Source organism: Olsenella profusa (assembly GCF_016900315.1).
Lineage (GTDB): Bacteria > Actinomycetota > Coriobacteriia > Coriobacteriales > Atopobiaceae > Thermophilibacter > Thermophilibacter profusus_A.
Map to the genome: position 1 here is coordinate 91,285 of NZ_JACSNQ010000002.1, position 15,105 is coordinate 106,389.

The following is a 15,105-nucleotide window of genomic DNA, read 5'->3' on the forward strand; positions in this document are numbered from 1 at the left end:
GAGCGGATGCAGGCGAAGGCAGGACGGAGAACCAACCGCAAGCCGCTTGAGGCCCCGGGCCATATGGCCCGGGGCCTCCTCATGCCGGAGGCGGGCCCCGAACGTCAGAAGGCTGGGCACGGGCACGCCACCGCCGTCAGGCCCCTCACCAGACGTCGCCGAGCCTTCGGCCAGCTCCGCCGTCCCCCCTCGCCGGGCGACGGTCCTTCTCGCCCATCGGTCGCCCCTCTCGCCGGACGACGGCGCGCCGTCTAACGACCGGACAGCTTGGAAATGAGCCGCTGCAGCGTGGCGGCAGCCTCGGAGGCGTCCACGATGACGAGCACCGTGTCGTTTCCGGCCACCGAGCCGAGCACGTGGGGCAGGCCCGCGTCGTCGATGGCGGCCGCCACGCCGGACGCCGTCCCAGGCTGCGTCCGCACCACCACGAGGTTTTCTGCACGCGCCACGCCCACCACGAACTCCCCGAGCATCCGCTGGAGGTGCTGGTCCTCGGCGAGCACGTACACGCCGTCGGGGAGCTTGGTAAGCCCCATGTCCGCCACGTCACGGGAGACGGTGGCCTGCGTGCAGGAGTAGCCAAGCGCCCGCAGCTCGTCGACGAGGGCGCGCTGCGTCTTGACGGACCCCTCACGTACGATCTGCCTGATAGCGTCCTGGCGGCTGTTTCTGCGCCTCATCCACGCCCCTCCGGGTTTTACAGGTTTTTATGGTTACCGCTCCCCGATTATACCGTTGGGAACTTGGCAGCCTGCTTCTTCGCTGCCGTATTATGCGATAAGGACTCTATCGATTGTGTGATGCACGGAGGACACTATGACCTACAGCGATCGCGACGGTGGCCTTCGCTCGGGCGGGCGCGGCAACGGCTCCAGGCGCCAGCGCTCGTCGCGTGGCTCGCGCCCCATCTCCCCGCAGGGTTCCTACCACGGGCCGCGGGGCATCAGGCAGCGCAACCTCGGCGGCGGACGCGACTCTCGGGGACCTGGCTACCCCCTCAAGGCGCGTAACATCAACTTCCAGAGCGGACGGGCGCGACGCACAGACAACTGGCGCCTGGTCATCCTTGCGGCCATCGCCGTGGTGCTCCTAATCCTGGTAATCGTGGGCATATCCAGCTGCGTGCGCGGCTGCTCGGCGGACCAGAACAGCGGCGAGACCAACCCTGTTGACGCCCGTGTCGCCGCCGGCGTCCCCGAGGACCTCACGCGCGAGTTTGCCTCCGAGCTCAACCGCGGCGAGAAGCTCGCGCAGATTGCCGCCAACGCAAACCAGTACGCCGACCAGGGCCTGCTCGAGCTGGCGCTTGCCCAGCCCGACGCCATCGACTTCGTAGCGGCCTACCCAGACTCGGACAAGACCGCCCAGGCCTACGAGGACTCCGTGAGCGCCGGGACCGTCCCCGAGCTCTACTGCTGGGACAGCCGCTGGGGCGGCGTCGACTACGCGGGACGCCCGCTTGCGCTCACGGGCTCCGGGCCCACCGCGCTCTCGATGGCCTATATGGCGATCACCGGTCAGGGCGACCGGACGCCTGCCGACATCGCACAGCTCGTAACTGACGCAGGTCAGACAAGCGAGGGGTCCGGCATGTCCGGGGACTACCTCACCAACGAGTCCCTTGGCGAGCTCGGCCTGAGCTGCACCTCGACCACCTCCAACGCCGACAACCTCACGCAGGCGCTCGACACCGGCACCTACGTGCTCTTGGAGGTCTCCGCAGGCACGCTGACCGACGAGGCGCACTGGGTGATCGTCACCGGGGAAAACGACGACGGCTCCGTCACGGTGCACGACCCGACCTCTCCCGAGGCCAGCTCGCACGCCTGGGACCCCGCCAACCTCTCAACGTTCACGACGACCATCTACGTCATCTCCGCCGGGAACGCGGGGGGCGGCGAGTAGGCACTCGGCACTCGGCGAAATCGGCTCGGTTCTGCCGCCGGGGAGCGCAGCAGCTCCCCGGCTTCTTTGACGAGCTTCTTCTTTGGCGAGCTTCCGCGCGGCCGCGTGACCGGCGGGCAGGCGCCCCCGCCCAACAGCAGGGCGCCCGTCCTGAGGGGTACGTACCTGCCTCGCTTAGGGTACGTACACTCCCCCACGTCCTTCTCGCCAAGATGCTCAGCGTTTTCGCAGGTAGACGAGGTGGCGAGAAGAACGCTAGGACAGCAGCAGTGTACGTACCCTAGAAGCGAGTGTACGTACCCTCGGCGGGACGGCCGCGGGGCACGGTACCCCCGCACAGAGGGGCGCCCCGTCCTCGCCCTCCCGGCAGTCCGGGAACGGCAGGGGGCGGGGCGCCAATCAGCAGCCTCCGTTGGCTCGCCTACGACAGAATCTGCTCGCTCGCGGCCTTGAGCTTGTCGCGGACGGCCTCGGACTCCGCGCGCGTGGCGCCCTTGGAGAAAAGGTAGGCCTTGACCTTGGGCTCGGTGCCGGACGGGCGGAAGATAACCTTGTTGTCGTCCTCAAGACGGAACTCGATGACGTTGGCGTGCGGCAGGGTCTGCGCGGGCTCCTTCTGCAGGCCGGAGACGCGCGGCATCTCGGGGCTCGTGGCGTAGTCGGTCATGCCGACGACCTTGTAGCCGGCGATCTCGGTCGGCGGGTTCTTGCGCAGGCCGTCCATGATCGCGGCCATCCTGTCGGCGCCCGCCGCGCCCGGGAAGGCGGCGTTGACCGTGCCGTTGAGGTAGTAGCCGTACTTCTGGTAGAGGGAGTCCATGGCCTCGTAGAGGTCCATGCCGCGCTCGGCATAGTAGCTCGCCATCTCGACGCAGAGCATCGTGGCGACGATGGCGTCCTTGTCGCGGGCGTGCGTGCCCACCAGGTAGCCGTAGGACTCCTCGAAGCCCATGAGGAAGCGGTCCTCCTCGCCCTCGTCCTTGAGCTGGTCGATCTGGTCGCCGATGTACTTGAAGCCGGTGAGCACGCGGCGCATCTCGAAGCCCCAGTCGCGCGCGAGGGCGTCGGGCATGGAGCTGGAGACGATCGTGGACACGGCCACCTTGCGGCTCACGTCCTCGCCGCGGTCGGCGGCCATCGTGGCGAGCCAGTTCATGAGCAGCACGCCCATCTCGTTGCCGGTGAGCAGCACGTAGTCGCCGTCGTGCGGGATGGCGGTGCCCATGCGGTCGGCGTCGGGGTCGGTGGCCACCACGAGGTTGGGCTTGACCTCCTCGGCGAGCTTCAGGGCCAGCTCAAGCGCCTCGCGGAACTCGGGGTTGGGGTAGGTGCAGGTGGGGAAGTTGCCGTCGGGGTTGGCCTGCTCGGGGACCACGGTCACGTTCTCGACGCCGATCTCCTTGAGGATGCGGGTCACGCACTCCATGCCGGTGCCGTTGAGCGGGGTGTAGACCACGGAGTAGTCGTCGGAGGCCTTGAAGCCCGGGACGGAGACCTTCTTGATGTTCTCGATGAAGCTGTCGAGAACCTCCTCGGGGGTCCACTCGATGAGGCCCTTCTCCAGGCCCTCCTCGAAGCTCATCATCTTGACGTTGAACGGGTCGGCCGCCTCGATGTTGGCCGAGATCTCCGCGGCCGCCTCGTCGGTGATCTGGCCACCGTTGTCGTTGTAGACCTTGTAGCCGTTGTAGACGGCGGGGTTGTGGGACGCCGTCAGCACGATGCCCGCGGAGGTGTGCAGGTAGCGGACCGCAAAGGAGAGCGTGGGCACGGGCTCGATGCGCGGGTACACGTAGACGTGGACGCCGTTGGCCGCAAGCACGCCGGCGGCCACCTTCTGGAAGTCCTCGCCCTTGTTGCGGGAGTCACGCGCCAGCGCCAGGGTGGGGTTGTCGTAGTGGGCGTTGAGGTAGTCCGCCACGCCCTGGGTGGCCTGGGCCACCACGTAGACGTTCATGCGGTTGGTGCCCACGCCGAGCGTGCCGCGAAGTCCCGCGGTGCCGAAGGCGAGGTCGCGATAGAAGGCGTCAAAGAGCTTGTCCTCGTTGCCGGGCTTCACGAGCTCGGCAAGCTCGGCGGCAAGGTCGTCCTCGCGGACGTTTTCCTGCCAGTTCTTGACCTTGGCCTCGATGCTTGCATCCATGTGCGTGTTCCCCCATCTTCAAATCAGGGCGCAGCGGCCACGCCGCGCCAACATACACACGTCCTCAATGATTCTAGCCCCGCGCGCCAGCGGGCAGGCCCGACTCTACGCGGACGGATGCCGACAGGCGGCGACCGGGGCACGAGACACCGTGACGGCACGGGGTGGGGCGCAGGTATACCATGGGCGCAGGCAACGGGACCTGCGGAGGGAGCAGCCATGAGCGAGAGGTCTCAGCGGCTTGTCACGACCGTCTGGGTGGCTCTGACCTGTGTGATCGGCGTCGGGCCCACGGTTCTTCTCGCCGTGGCGTGGCCGAGCGTCCCGGAGACGGTGCCCGCGCACTGGGGCGTGAGCCTCGAGCCCGACCGATGGGGCTAGCGCCTTGAGCTCTGGGTCATCCCGGTGATCTGCCTGGCCGGCATGCTTGTTGCCGCGGCGGCGCTGGGCGTCCTCGCGGCCCGCTCCGGACGGGCGGCGCGCGACGTGCTCGCCCGAGACAGGGACGCCGCCGTGCTCTGGTTTGTCCCCCATGCCATCCTGGCCCCGGCCGCCACGGTCAGCGCGGCCCAGCTGGGCGTGGCGCTCGGCTGGCTCGGGTCATGGGCCATGGCGGTGCTGCCCGTCATAGTGGCGATCGTGGAGATAGCGCTCCTGTGCGTCCTCGGGGACTTTCCGGCGCGCCTGCGCAAGGGCGAGTGGTAGACGGGCGGGCGTCGGTCGGCGGCGGGCGGCGGGCGCCCCTCGGCGAGCGCTTTCGATTTTACGGGCGACGCAGCGTGCGGACGAGCTGCCGCTTACGGATTCGCGACTGTTGCAGGCAACGGGCGGATAGCCGCTTACGGATTCGCGGGTATTGCGGGGATGGCCACGGCCGTGCTTACGAATGCGCGCTCGTTGCAGGTCAAAGCCCGCTCTGCGCTTACAAAATCGGGACCGTTGCGCTGGACGCGCGAGGCCCGCGCGCAACGACCCGCGTTTTCAAAGCGAGAAGGACGTCCACGCACGCAACAGCCGCGCTTTCGTAAGCGAGAAGAACCATGCCGCCGCAACAGCCGCGCTTTCGTAAGCGAGAAGAACCTGACAGCTGCGCCTCCCGCGCTTTTGTAAGCGCCCACGCCGCCCGGCCGAGCATCTGCCTCGATTTTGTAAGTGCGGCTGGCTGGTAGCGCAACAGGGCGCCGCGCGGTTCTTCTCGCCAGGCGCGCCCGTGCCCGCGCCCGCACGGCCGGCCCACAGGTCACGAGACGCGGGTCACGACGTAGGCGTGGTGGATCTTGGGGCTACGCGAGAAGTCCTCGGGGATGGTCTCGGCCGTGATGTCCTCGAGCGCCACGCCCGCGCGCGCGAGCTTGTCCGTGTCCGGCTTGAAGCTGCGCAGGTTGCACGAGAAAATCGCCCGGCCGCCGCGCACGAGCAGCCGCGAGACGCCAATGATGAGCTCGGCGTGGTCGCGCTGCACGTCGAAGGAGGCCTTGCGCATGCGCGCCGAGTTGGAGAACGTCGGCACGTCGCAGAAGACGAGGTCCCAGCGGTTCCTGGTGTGGCGCTGCTCGCTCACCCAGGCCAGCACGTCAGCCTGCACGTACTCGTGCTCCGGGCCCGTGAAGCCGTTTCGGGCCATGTTGCGACGCGCCCACTCCAGCGAGGGCCGCGAGAGGTCCACCGTGGTGGTGTGCCTGGCTCCGCCGTCGGCCGCGTAGACCGTGGCCGTGCCCGTGTAGGCAAAGAGGTTGAGGAAGCGCTTGGAGCCGCGCGTCTCCTTCATCATCTCCCGGATGCGCGAGCGGGTCTCGCGGTGGTCCAGGAAGATCCCGCAGTCGTGGCGGGTGTCGAAGTTGACCTCGAAGGTGAGGCCGCCCTCGTCCACGAGGTGCGAGCCGGCCGGCAGCTCCACGCGCCCCTCCTCCCGCCGGCGAGAAGGACCACGGCGCCCGTCATGCCCGCGGCGCGCGCCCCGCTCGGGCGCACGCGCCTCGTCGGCGTACTGCGAGCCGCCGCGGGAGCGCGTCCGCACGCGCACGCTCACGTCCGCGGGCGCCACGCCCAGCACGCGCGGGGCGATGGCCAGCACGTCGAGCAGGCGGCGGTGCGCGAGCTCGGGGTCCACGTCGCGCGGGGCGGCGTACTCGGAGACCGAAAGCCAGCGGCCCGGGGTCTCGGAGCCCTCGAAGAGCTCGATCGCCACGGCGTAGTCCGGAAGGTCGGCATCATAGACGCGGTAGCAGGTCACGTCCTCGCGCCGCGCCCACTTGGCGCGCAGCTTGGCCACCTTGGCGAGGCGGCGCGCGAACTGGTCAGAGGCCGGCACGAGCACGCTCACGCGCTCGCCGCCGGGAAGCTCGACCGTGGCCGGGGGCTCCACCTCGTCGCGCGCCGCAAACACGCGGATGCTCGCCGCGTCGCGCCCGACGATGACCTCGCTCACCTGCACGGGCTCGGCGCGCAGGGCCGCGTCGACGGAGGCGTCGCGCGCAAGGGCGGCCACGCGCAGCCCCGCGCAGCCCGAGAGGTCCGCCAGGGCCGCGGCCTCGCTCGCGAGCGCGCCCTCGCGGACCCAGGTGAGGTCGCAGGCCACGAGCGCCGAGGAGGCGGCGCGGGCGCCGTCGGCGGCCTCCGCCGCCGAGACAAGGCGTGGCTCCACGGGAAGGCCCGCGGCCCGGAGCGCCTGGCGGCACGCGGCGGCCGCCCCGGGACGGGCGTCCGCGACGAGTAGCGAGCAGGGGTTCTTCTCGGTTGTTGCGGAGCCGGCCTCGGAGCGGGCGTCGGCCTCGTCCAGGAGCCGCTGCCAGGCGGGGGCGTCGTGCCCGGCCCAGCCGGCAAACCCCCAGCGGGAGCGGAGCAGCCCCGGCGCGTGGTCGAGCACCGTCTCGGCGGCCTCCACGAGGACGCTGCCCTGCCCCGCCCAGAGCGCCGCGAGCACGGCGTCCCCGCGCCGGGCCACGCGCCCCCAGCCGCCGGCGGCCAGGAGCGCCGCCGCGTAGTCCGGGCGCAGCGGGACCACGCGCGCGTCCGTGCGCGAGTCGTAGCCGCGACGGAAGAGCGGCTCGCCCGCTAGGTCGATGGAGACCGTGGCGCGCTGGCCGGAGAGGCGGACGGAGACGGTCACGTCCGCGCGGGCCGTGTCCACGAGGGGCCGGGCGCCGCGGGCCGCGGACACGCGGTCCACCACGGCGTCCTTGGTGCGCAGGGCCAGGAACTGCGTGTTTCTGAGCTGGGCGTTGGTGCCGTGGGCGTCCACCACGAAGGTCGCCCCGGGCGCGAGGTGGTCCTCCCACGGCAGCGCGTGGACGCCCTCATAGAGCGCGTCGGCGTCGTGCGCGTCCACGCGGGCCAGCACCAGCAGCACGCGCGAGGCCAGGCGCGACCACAGGCACGCCCGGTACGCGTCCGTAAGCTCGCCGCCAAACGCCACCTGGCCGGCCAGCGGCCGCACCTGGGGCGTCCCCAGCTCGATCAGCTCGTCGGCCAGCAGTCGCTCGAAGCCCTTGGGGCACGTCGCCACAAACTCCATCGGGTCACCTCTCGCCCGTCGATACCAGCTCCGTCATTCTAGCCGAGCGCAGGCTCTTCTCGCCGGCGGGCAGCCCCGGCCGCAGCCCGGGCCTCGCCCGTCCTTCTCGCCAAGGACCGGCCGCGGCCCGCAAACCCTAGCGCTTCTGGTAGAACTCGTGCATGTCGCGCCCCATGGCGGCGAGTGTGGGCTCGTCCACGTAGGCCATGTGGCCGCACCCGTAGCGGTACCAGCTCACGCGCTCCTTGAGGCGCTCGGAGAGGAACTGGCAGCTCATGTCGCGCACGACGTTCCACCACGTGGTGGCCGCGTCGTAGCGCCCGCCGATGATCGCGAGCTTGCAGGTGGGGTTGCGACGCAGCGCCACGGCGATGTCGAGCGCCACGTTGGGTGCGGGGACCTCGCCGAGGCCGGGCTCCTCGTGCGACCAGTTCCAGCCGGCGTTGACCTTGTCGTAGTTGTTGGAGAGGTAGCGCGCCGGGCCCTCGTAGCCCAGCTCGTCGGCGCAGAAGCGGCGGAACTCCCGCACCCACGCGCCCTCGAGCGCGTCGTCGGCCGCGTCCTCGCCGGCCACCCACATGTCGTAGCTCTGCATCGGCGAGGGGGCATCGGCGGCAAAGCGCGTGTCCAGGCGGCCGCAGACCCGGCCCCCGTCCGCGAGCAGGTGCGTGCGGAAGTCGAGAAGGTCGATGCGCAGGTGGTGCGCCAGGATGTGCTCGGCGGGAAGCCCGATGAGGCCGGACATCCCCTCGGCCACCGCGCGCTCGCGCTCCTCGCCCAGGCGGTCGCCGCGCAGGAGCGCCGGCGCGAGCTCGTCCTCGGTGAAGGCCATGGCACGGTCGAACCACTCGTCCTCGTCAACGCCCGCGCCCGCCTTGCCGAAGAATTGGGCCGTGGCGGCGTAAACCGGCAGCATCCCCAGGTAGTAGGAGTCCTCGCCGGGGCAGATCAGCCCCGCGATGTTGAACACCGCCGAGAGCATGACCACGCCCGTGAGCTGCACGCCGCGCTCGCCCAGAAGGCGCATCAGCACGGAGTTGCGCACCGTGCCGTAGGACTCGCCGTAGAGGTAGAGCGGGCTCGACCAGCGGCCCCTCTCCGTGAGCCACGCGCAGATGGCCCGCGCGAAGGCGTCGGCGTCACCGTCGGTGCTGAAGATCTTCTTGGGGTCGGCGTCGTCGGCGAGCACGGACCAGCCGGTGCCCAGGGCGTCGAGAAACACCACGTCGGAGTCAGGCAGCAGCGTGTGCGGGTTGTCCACCACCGGCGCGTCGGCGCGCACGTGGCTCACGCCGTCGGTGGTTACGCGACGCGGGCCGATGCCGCCGAAGTTGATGGGCACCGAGCTCGAGCCCGGGCCGCCGTTGTAGGCAAAGGTCACCGGACGTGCCGGGTCCGGCCTGCCCTCGGCGTCCACCACCACGTAGGAGAGCGAGAACATCCGGCCGAGCAGCACGCCGTTGTCGTCGCGCACGTCCAGGTGGGCGGCGCGGGCCTCGTACTGGAGGGTCTTCTCGCCGTCGGTCCATGTAAGGCGCGCGGAAGCGGGCTCGGGGACCTCCTTGGCGCGATCGGCAGGCACGGTCGCAAACGGCTTGGTCTGGGCCGTGGGCGCCGGGTTGCCCTGGGCCGGGGCGCCGGCCTGCGTCGGGGCGCTCTGGCTGCCTGCGGAAACCTTCTCTTCCTCTGCCACCTGTCTCTTCCTTTCCCTCGACTGACCTACCGCACATTCTACACGCGAACAAAAGTGTTACATTGAGGCATCAGGCCGATGGGCGGGCCCGTTCTGCACCCTCGGCCGCGCGCGGCCCCCGGGCGGCGCGCGGGCCGCAAGGCCATACCTGTAGCCGTCTAGTTTGGAGCGTCATGGTACCGCAGGCCACGTCGCTGGCGCGCAAGCCCCGCAGGGCAAAGAGCGCCGGCATCCCCCTTTCCGCGGGTATGATCCTCGTCACCCTGGGCGTCGTGTACGGAGACATCGGCACGAGCCCCATGTACACCCTCAAGGCCATCATCGCCGGAAACGGCGGCCTTGCCACCATGTCCCAGGACGTGGTGCTCGGGGCGCTCTCGCTGATCATCTGGACCCTCACCCTCATCACCACGGTCAAGTACGTGCTCGTGGCCATGAAGGCGGACAACCACAACGAGGGCGGCATCTTCGCCCTCTACAGCCTCGTCAAGCGCTGCGGCAAGTGGCTCATCATACCGGCCATGATCGGCGGCGCCGCCCTTCTGGCCGACGGCATCCTCACGCCGGCGGTCACCATCACCACCGCCATCGAGGGCCTGCGCACGGTCGACTTCATCCACGCCGTCATCGGGGACAACCAGAGCGTGGTCGTGGTCATAGTCATCTGCATCCTGTGCGTGCTGTTCTTCGTGCAGAAGGCGGGCACCTCGCGCATCGGCAAGGCGTTCGGCCCGGTCATGACCTTGTGGTTTTTGTTCCTCGGCGGGGCGGGCCTCATGAACATCGGCGCCGACCTCGAGGTCTTCCGCGCCCTCAACCCGGTGCGCGGCGTGCAGTTCCTCTTCAGCGGCAACCTCAACGCGGCCGGCCTCATGGTGCTCGGCAACGTCTTCCTCTGCACCACCGGCGCCGAGGCCCTCTACTCCGACATGGGCCACGTGGGCAAGAAGAACATCTACGCCAGCTGGCCGTTCGTGAAGGTCTGCCTCATCCTCAACTACCTCGGCCAGGGCGCCTGGATCATCTCCAACCACGGCGACGCCGGGCTCGGCGCCATCGCCGACCTCAACCCCTTCTTCCAGATGCTGCCCGAGCAGGCGCGCATCTTCGCCGTCCTGCTCTCCACCTTCGCGGCGATCATCGCCTCCCAGGCCCTCATCACCGGGTCCTACTCCATCGTCTCCGAGGCGGTGCGCCTGGACCTCATGCCGCACATGCGCATCAACTACCCCTCCGAGACCAAGGGCCAGATCTACATCCCGCTGGTCAACACCATCATGTGGGTCGGCTGCATCGGCGTGGTCCTGCTGTTCCAGACCTCCGTGCACATGGAGGCCGCCTACGGCCTGGCCATCACGGTCACCATGCTCATGACCACCATCCTGCTCACGGTCTACCTCTCGCGCGTGCGCCACAAGAGCGCGCTCGCGGCGCCGTTCGCCGTGTTCTTCGGGGCCATCGAGCTCATGTTCTTCTTCTCCAGCCTCACCAAGTTCTTCCACGGCGGCTACGTCACCGTGATCATGAGCTTCGCCATCTTCGTGGTGATGTACGTGTGGCGCCGCGGCACCGCCGTCGAGCGCACCCAGACGGTCTACCTACCGGTCAAGGAGTACTTGGACCAGCTCTTCGACCTCAGCCACGACGAGTCCTATCCGCTGCTGGCCGACAACCTGGTCTTCCTGACCAACGACTCGTCCTTCGACAAGCTGGACCGCGACATCCTCTACTCGATCCTGGACAAGCGCCCCAAGCGCGCCAAGGCGTACTACTTCCTGAACGTCCAGGTGACTGACGAGCCCAACACCCACGAGTTCATCGTCAACAACTTTGACACGGACTTCATCTTCAAGGTGCAGCTGCGGCTGGGCTTCCGCGTGAACCAGCGCATCAACACCTACCTCTACCAGATCGTGGCGGACCTCGTGGAGAACCGCCAGATCGCGCCGCAGAACCACAAGTACTCGATCTACCGCGAGCAAAGCAGCGTGGGCGACTTCCGCTTCTGCCTCATCCGCAAGACGCTCTCCCCGGAGACCGACATCTCCGGCTTCGACCAGCGCTGCATGGAGCTCAAGTACCTCATCCGCGGCGCCGCCGGCTCGCCCGCACGCTGGTACGGCCTGGAAAACTCGAGCGTCATCTACGAGTACGTGCCCCTGTTCTCCAAGACCAAGCGCCAGCACAAGCTCGTCCGCGTGCCGCTCAAGGAAGTGGCCCCGCAGCTCGCTGCCGCCAACGCGACCGCCGCGGACGGCAACGACGACGATGACGACATCTTCAGCGTCACGATGAAGGACGAGTGGGAGCACAACGTCGAGGACGTCAAGGGCATCATCGGCGGCGACACGGCGGTGTTCCGCCCCCTGCGCGTCGAGGACGAAGAGGACGAGGGCGAGGAGAGCCCGCAGGAGTAGGCACCCCGCCACTCGGATGCGCCCAAATCACAGCGCCCGGCGAGAAGAACCTTCGAGAGTTCTTCTCGCCGGGCGCTTTTTTACGAGACGTCCACGGCAGTGGGGACGGCCCTGAAGCGGCCAGGCCTGCCCTACCGCTCCGCGATCGGCACGTAGGGCGCGCCGGTGTGCGGCATCACGGAGTTGTAGGCGGGCCGGATGATGCGTCCCGCACCGTAGAGCTCCTCCATCCGGTGGGCCGTCCAGCCGGCCAGGCGCGCCATCGCGAAGATGGCCGTGTAGAGGTCAGGCGAGATGCCGAGCATCGAGTAGACGAAGCCCGTGTAGAGGTCGATGTTGGCGCAGATGGGCTTGGAGCCGCCCTTGACGTCGCGCATGACCTGCGGGCCCAGGCGCTCGATGCCCTCGATCAGGGCGAGCCGCTCCTCCTGGCCCTTCTCGGCGGCCACCTTCCGGGCGTACTTCTTGACGATCTGCGCGCGCGGGTCGGAGAGCGTGTAGACCGCGTGTCCCAGGCCGTAGATGAGGCCGCTCTTGTCGAAGGCCTCCTTGCGGACGATCTTCTCCAGGTAGCCGGCAAGCTCGTCGTCGTTGTCCCAGCGGCGCACGTGGGCCGCCACGTCGTCGATCATGCCGCTGACCTTGAAGTTGGCGCCGCCGTGCTTGGGCCCCTTGAGCGAGCCGATGGCCGCCGCGTAGGCCGAGTAGGCGTCCGTGCCGGAGGACGAGAGCACGCGCGTGGTGAACGTGGAGTTGTTGCCGCCGCCGTGCTCGGCGTGCAGGACGAGCATGACGTCCAGCAGCATGGCCTCCTCGTGCGTGAAGCCTTCGTCGGAGCGCAGGACGTCGAGCACGGTCTCGGCCATCGAGTAGCCCTCGCGCACCGGTGGCACCAGGAGGCGCTCCTCCTTCTGCTCCGCCGCGTGGGCCGCGTGGGCCACGGCCGCTGTGCGCGGCCAGCGGCCGAGCAGGGAGAGCGCCACGTCGACCTCGTGCGTGGGCGAGGTATCGTCCGGCGTGGGGTCGAAGGCGTAGAGCAGCAGCGTCGCGCGCTGCAGCACGTTCATGATGTTGTGGCTGTAGGTGGCACGCGGGAAGATGCCGAAGTAGCCCTCGGGCAGCTGCTTGCGTGCGTCGATGCGGGCGCGGAAGTCGTCGAGCTCCGCGCGCGTGGGCAGCTTGCCGGAGATCAGCAGGTAGGCGACCTCCTCGTAGCCAAAGCGGTCCTCGCCCTGGGAGGCGTCGATGAGCTGGTCCACGCCGTAGCCACGGTAGACCAGCCGACCCTCGTCCGGCTCCACGCCGCGCTCGGTCTTGACGTAGCCGTGGACGTCCGAGATGGTGGTGAGGCCCACGAGCACGCCCGAGCCGTCGGCGTTGCGCAGGCCGCGCTTGACGTCGTACTTGGCGTAGAGCTCGGCCGGGACCACGTCCACATCCTCGTAGCCGTGGTAGAGCCCGTCCGAGACGGGGGGAAGCCCCAGCCCCACCGACGGCATGGGGTAGGCGTCCGCAACGTGCTGGAAGGCGGGGGTCTCGCGCGGGGTCAGGATCGGCCTGCCGCCCCCCTTGGGCATACGAATCATGGGCTCCCTCCTCCGGCCGGCGCCCGGCCGATCGAACGCCCCTTAGAGGCGATACATGTACTTGAAGACCTCCTCGCGCTGCATCATGATTTGCACGCCGAGGCTCTCCGAGAGGCCGTCCAGGGCGTCCTTGAGCTCCGAGAAGTCGGCGCTGGCAAGGTCCACGAGCATGGTCATCGTGAAGATGCCCTGCAGGATGGTCTGCGAGATGTCCAGGATGTTGGCCTCGCGCTCGCTGAGCGCGCCCGCCACGGCGGCGACAATGCCCGGGCGGTCGCTTCCCAGCACGGTGATGACGGCGCGGCTGCCCTGGGCGGATTCGGTCGTCTGCTCGTTGGTGGCCATAGGCCCCTCCTCACGTCGCACCTGATGGGTGAGGAGCTATTGTACAGGCCCCTTCCCCGCCATCACGCCGCGCACACGCAATCGAGCCAAAGCTGTAACGCCCGGCCGGCGAGAAGAGCACGGGGACACAACTCGCAAGCTCTTCTCGCCCAGAGCACGGGCCCTTCTTGGCGAAGGTCGCGCTAGTTCTCGCTGTCCTCGCCCATGCGCTGCTGGAAGAGGACGGCCACGTCCTCGGGGGTGCAGCCCAGGGCCACGGCGAGCTCGGAGCAGGAGCGCTCGCGGGCCTGCTTGAGGATGCGCTCGTAGGCCACGGGTGGCTTCTTGTTGCGGGCGGAGAGGTCGGCGATGCGCGCGCGGAAGGTCTTCACGATGCGCACGGAGTCCAGGCAGCTCCCCTCGCGGATCTCGTTCTTGTAGTGCTCCTCCTCAAGGGAGTTGTTGCGCGCGTGGAACTGCTCGATCTCGATGGTGGGGTACTGGTCGATGATCTGCTCCGCCTCGTCACGGGAGAGCACGGGGCGCAGGCGCCCCTCGTTGGCCACGGGGAAGCTGATGTAGATCGGGTGGCGCTTGCCGACGGGAAGGAGCTGGTAGACCGCCTGGGGGCCGCTCGTCACATCCTCAACCCGACAGACCCCCTGACCTGGATGGACGAGATAGTCACCAATGGCGTACATAGGCCACGCTCCTTTCACGTTTTTCCAGTATAGCACGCAAAAGGAGGATTTTCTGCCGTTTACGGATAGGGTATTGAAACCTTACACCCGGCACAGTATTTTTATGAGTTTACCTCTGGCGAGAAGAACCTCAGCCCCCTAGCCCGCGACCGTGATACTCGCAATGACCGGCTGGTCAGCGGGGTCGACGAGGCCGCTTGCCTCGTCCGCCACAGGAACCTGCTCGCAGATGGCGTCGACGACCTCCATGCCGGAGGTCACCGTGCCGAAGGCGGCGTACTGGCCGTCCAGCGAGGGCGCGCTCTCCTGCATGATGAAGAACTGCGAGCTCGCCGAGTCATAGTCCTGGGCGCGCGCCATGGAGACGGTGCCGCGGACGTGCGGGATGTTGTTCTCCACGCCGTTGGCGGAGAACTCGCCCTTGATGGTGGTGCCCGAGCCGCCCGTGCCGTCGCCCTCCGGGTCGCCGCCCTGGATCATGAAGCCGGGGACCACGCGGTGGAAGGTGAGGCCGTCGTAGAAGCCCTCCTCCGCCAGGTGGCAGAAGTTGGAGACCGTGATCGGCGCCACGTTGGCGTTGAGCGTGGCCTCAATCGTGCCGTAGCCCTCCACCTCGATGGTGACGTCGTGGGTGCCGGTGGCGTAGGGGTCGCCGGAGAGGTCGGGCTCGGCGGAGTCCGGGCCGTCCTGCGCGGCGTCGGCGGCATCCTGGTCCTTCTCGCCGGCGCCTGAGTCGCAGCCGGCAAGACCGAGCCCCGAGGTGCCGAGAAGAGCCATCAGCGCGAGCGCCTCGCGCCGGGTGAGGTCCCTCATGCGCGCCTC

The 15,105-nt window shown here is 68.8% G+C and carries 12 protein-coding genes; 4 read left to right on the top strand and 8 right to left on the bottom strand.

Annotated elements, in window-relative coordinates:
- Positions 1 to 251: 251 nt before the first annotated feature.
- Positions 252 to 680 carry an arginine repressor gene (locus H9X80_RS01615; RefSeq protein ID WP_204792614.1) on the bottom strand — a complete coding sequence of 143 codons (429 nt, stop codon included), beginning with the start codon at positions 678 to 680 and terminating at the stop codon, positions 252 to 254.
- 136 nt (positions 681 to 816) lie between these two features.
- Between H9X80_RS01615 and H9X80_RS01620 the strand changes: the two genes are divergently transcribed.
- Positions 817 to 1,905, top strand: a complete 1,089-nt coding sequence (locus tag H9X80_RS01620) for a papain-like cysteine protease family protein (protein ID WP_239471435.1) — start codon at positions 817 to 819, stop codon at positions 1,903 to 1,905.
- A gap of 421 nt (positions 1,906 to 2,326) precedes the next feature.
- On the opposite strand, the gene H9X80_RS01625 is transcribed toward H9X80_RS01620, so the two are convergent.
- Entirely contained in the window at positions 2,327 to 4,048 is a 1,722-nt protein-coding gene (locus tag H9X80_RS01625) for a phospho-sugar mutase (protein WP_204792615.1), read from the bottom strand.
- A gap of 219 nt (positions 4,049 to 4,267) precedes the next feature.
- Between H9X80_RS01625 and H9X80_RS01630 the strand changes: the two genes are divergently transcribed.
- Both H9X80_RS01630 and H9X80_RS01635 read left to right on the top strand, forming a co-directional pair.
- Entirely contained in the window at positions 4,268 to 4,429 is a 162-nt protein-coding gene (locus tag H9X80_RS01630) for a DUF1648 domain-containing protein (RefSeq protein ID WP_204792616.1), read from the top strand.
- 24 nt (positions 4,430 to 4,453) lie between these two features.
- A complete protein-coding gene (locus H9X80_RS01635; RefSeq protein ID WP_204792617.1) occupies positions 4,454 to 4,753 on the top strand; it encodes a hypothetical protein in 300 nt (99 codons plus the stop codon).
- A 535-nt stretch (positions 4,754 to 5,288) separates the two neighbouring features.
- On the opposite strand, the gene rlmKL is transcribed toward H9X80_RS01635, so the two are convergent.
- Both rlmKL and H9X80_RS01645 read right to left on the bottom strand, forming a co-directional pair.
- Entirely contained in the window at positions 5,289 to 7,562 is a 2,274-nt protein-coding gene (gene rlmKL / locus H9X80_RS01640; protein WP_204792618.1) for a bifunctional 23S rRNA (guanine(2069)-N(7))-methyltransferase RlmK/23S rRNA (guanine(2445)-N(2))-methyltransferase RlmL, read from the bottom strand.
- 136 nt (positions 7,563 to 7,698) lie between these two features.
- On the bottom strand, positions 7,699 to 9,255 hold the full coding sequence (locus tag H9X80_RS01645; RefSeq protein ID WP_204792619.1) for a S10 family serine carboxypeptidase-like protein: 1,557 nt from the start codon (positions 9,253 to 9,255) through the stop codon (positions 7,699 to 7,701).
- Positions 9,256 to 9,428: 173 nt separating this feature from the next.
- Between H9X80_RS01645 and H9X80_RS01650 the strand changes: the two genes are divergently transcribed.
- The gene (locus tag H9X80_RS01650; RefSeq protein ID WP_204792620.1) at positions 9,429 to 11,672 is read left to right on the top strand and encodes a KUP/HAK/KT family potassium transporter; all 2,244 of its coding nucleotides are present in this window, start codon (positions 9,429 to 9,431) and stop codon (positions 11,670 to 11,672) included.
- Positions 11,673 to 11,803: 131 nt separating this feature from the next.
- Here H9X80_RS01650 and H9X80_RS01655 read toward each other — a convergent pair whose 3' ends face one another.
- The 4 genes from H9X80_RS01655 to H9X80_RS01670 all read right to left on the bottom strand — a co-directional run bounded on the left by H9X80_RS01655 (position 11,804) and on the right by H9X80_RS01670 (position 15,096).
- Positions 11,804 to 13,258, bottom strand: a complete 1,455-nt coding sequence (locus tag H9X80_RS01655) for a citrate synthase (RefSeq protein ID WP_239471436.1) — start codon at positions 13,256 to 13,258, stop codon at positions 11,804 to 11,806.
- A 42-nt stretch (positions 13,259 to 13,300) separates the two neighbouring features.
- Complete coding sequence (locus H9X80_RS01660; RefSeq protein WP_204792621.1) at positions 13,301 to 13,603, bottom strand: ACT domain-containing protein; 303 nt, start codon at positions 13,601 to 13,603, stop codon at positions 13,301 to 13,303.
- Positions 13,604 to 13,785: 182 nt separating this feature from the next.
- Complete coding sequence (locus H9X80_RS01665; RefSeq protein ID WP_204792622.1) at positions 13,786 to 14,283, bottom strand: CarD family transcriptional regulator; 498 nt, start codon at positions 14,281 to 14,283, stop codon at positions 13,786 to 13,788.
- A gap of 138 nt (positions 14,284 to 14,421) precedes the next feature.
- Entirely contained in the window at positions 14,422 to 15,096 is a 675-nt protein-coding gene (locus H9X80_RS01670; RefSeq protein ID WP_204792623.1) for a peptidylprolyl isomerase, read from the bottom strand.
- Between the last annotated feature and the right edge of the window lie 9 nt (positions 15,097 to 15,105).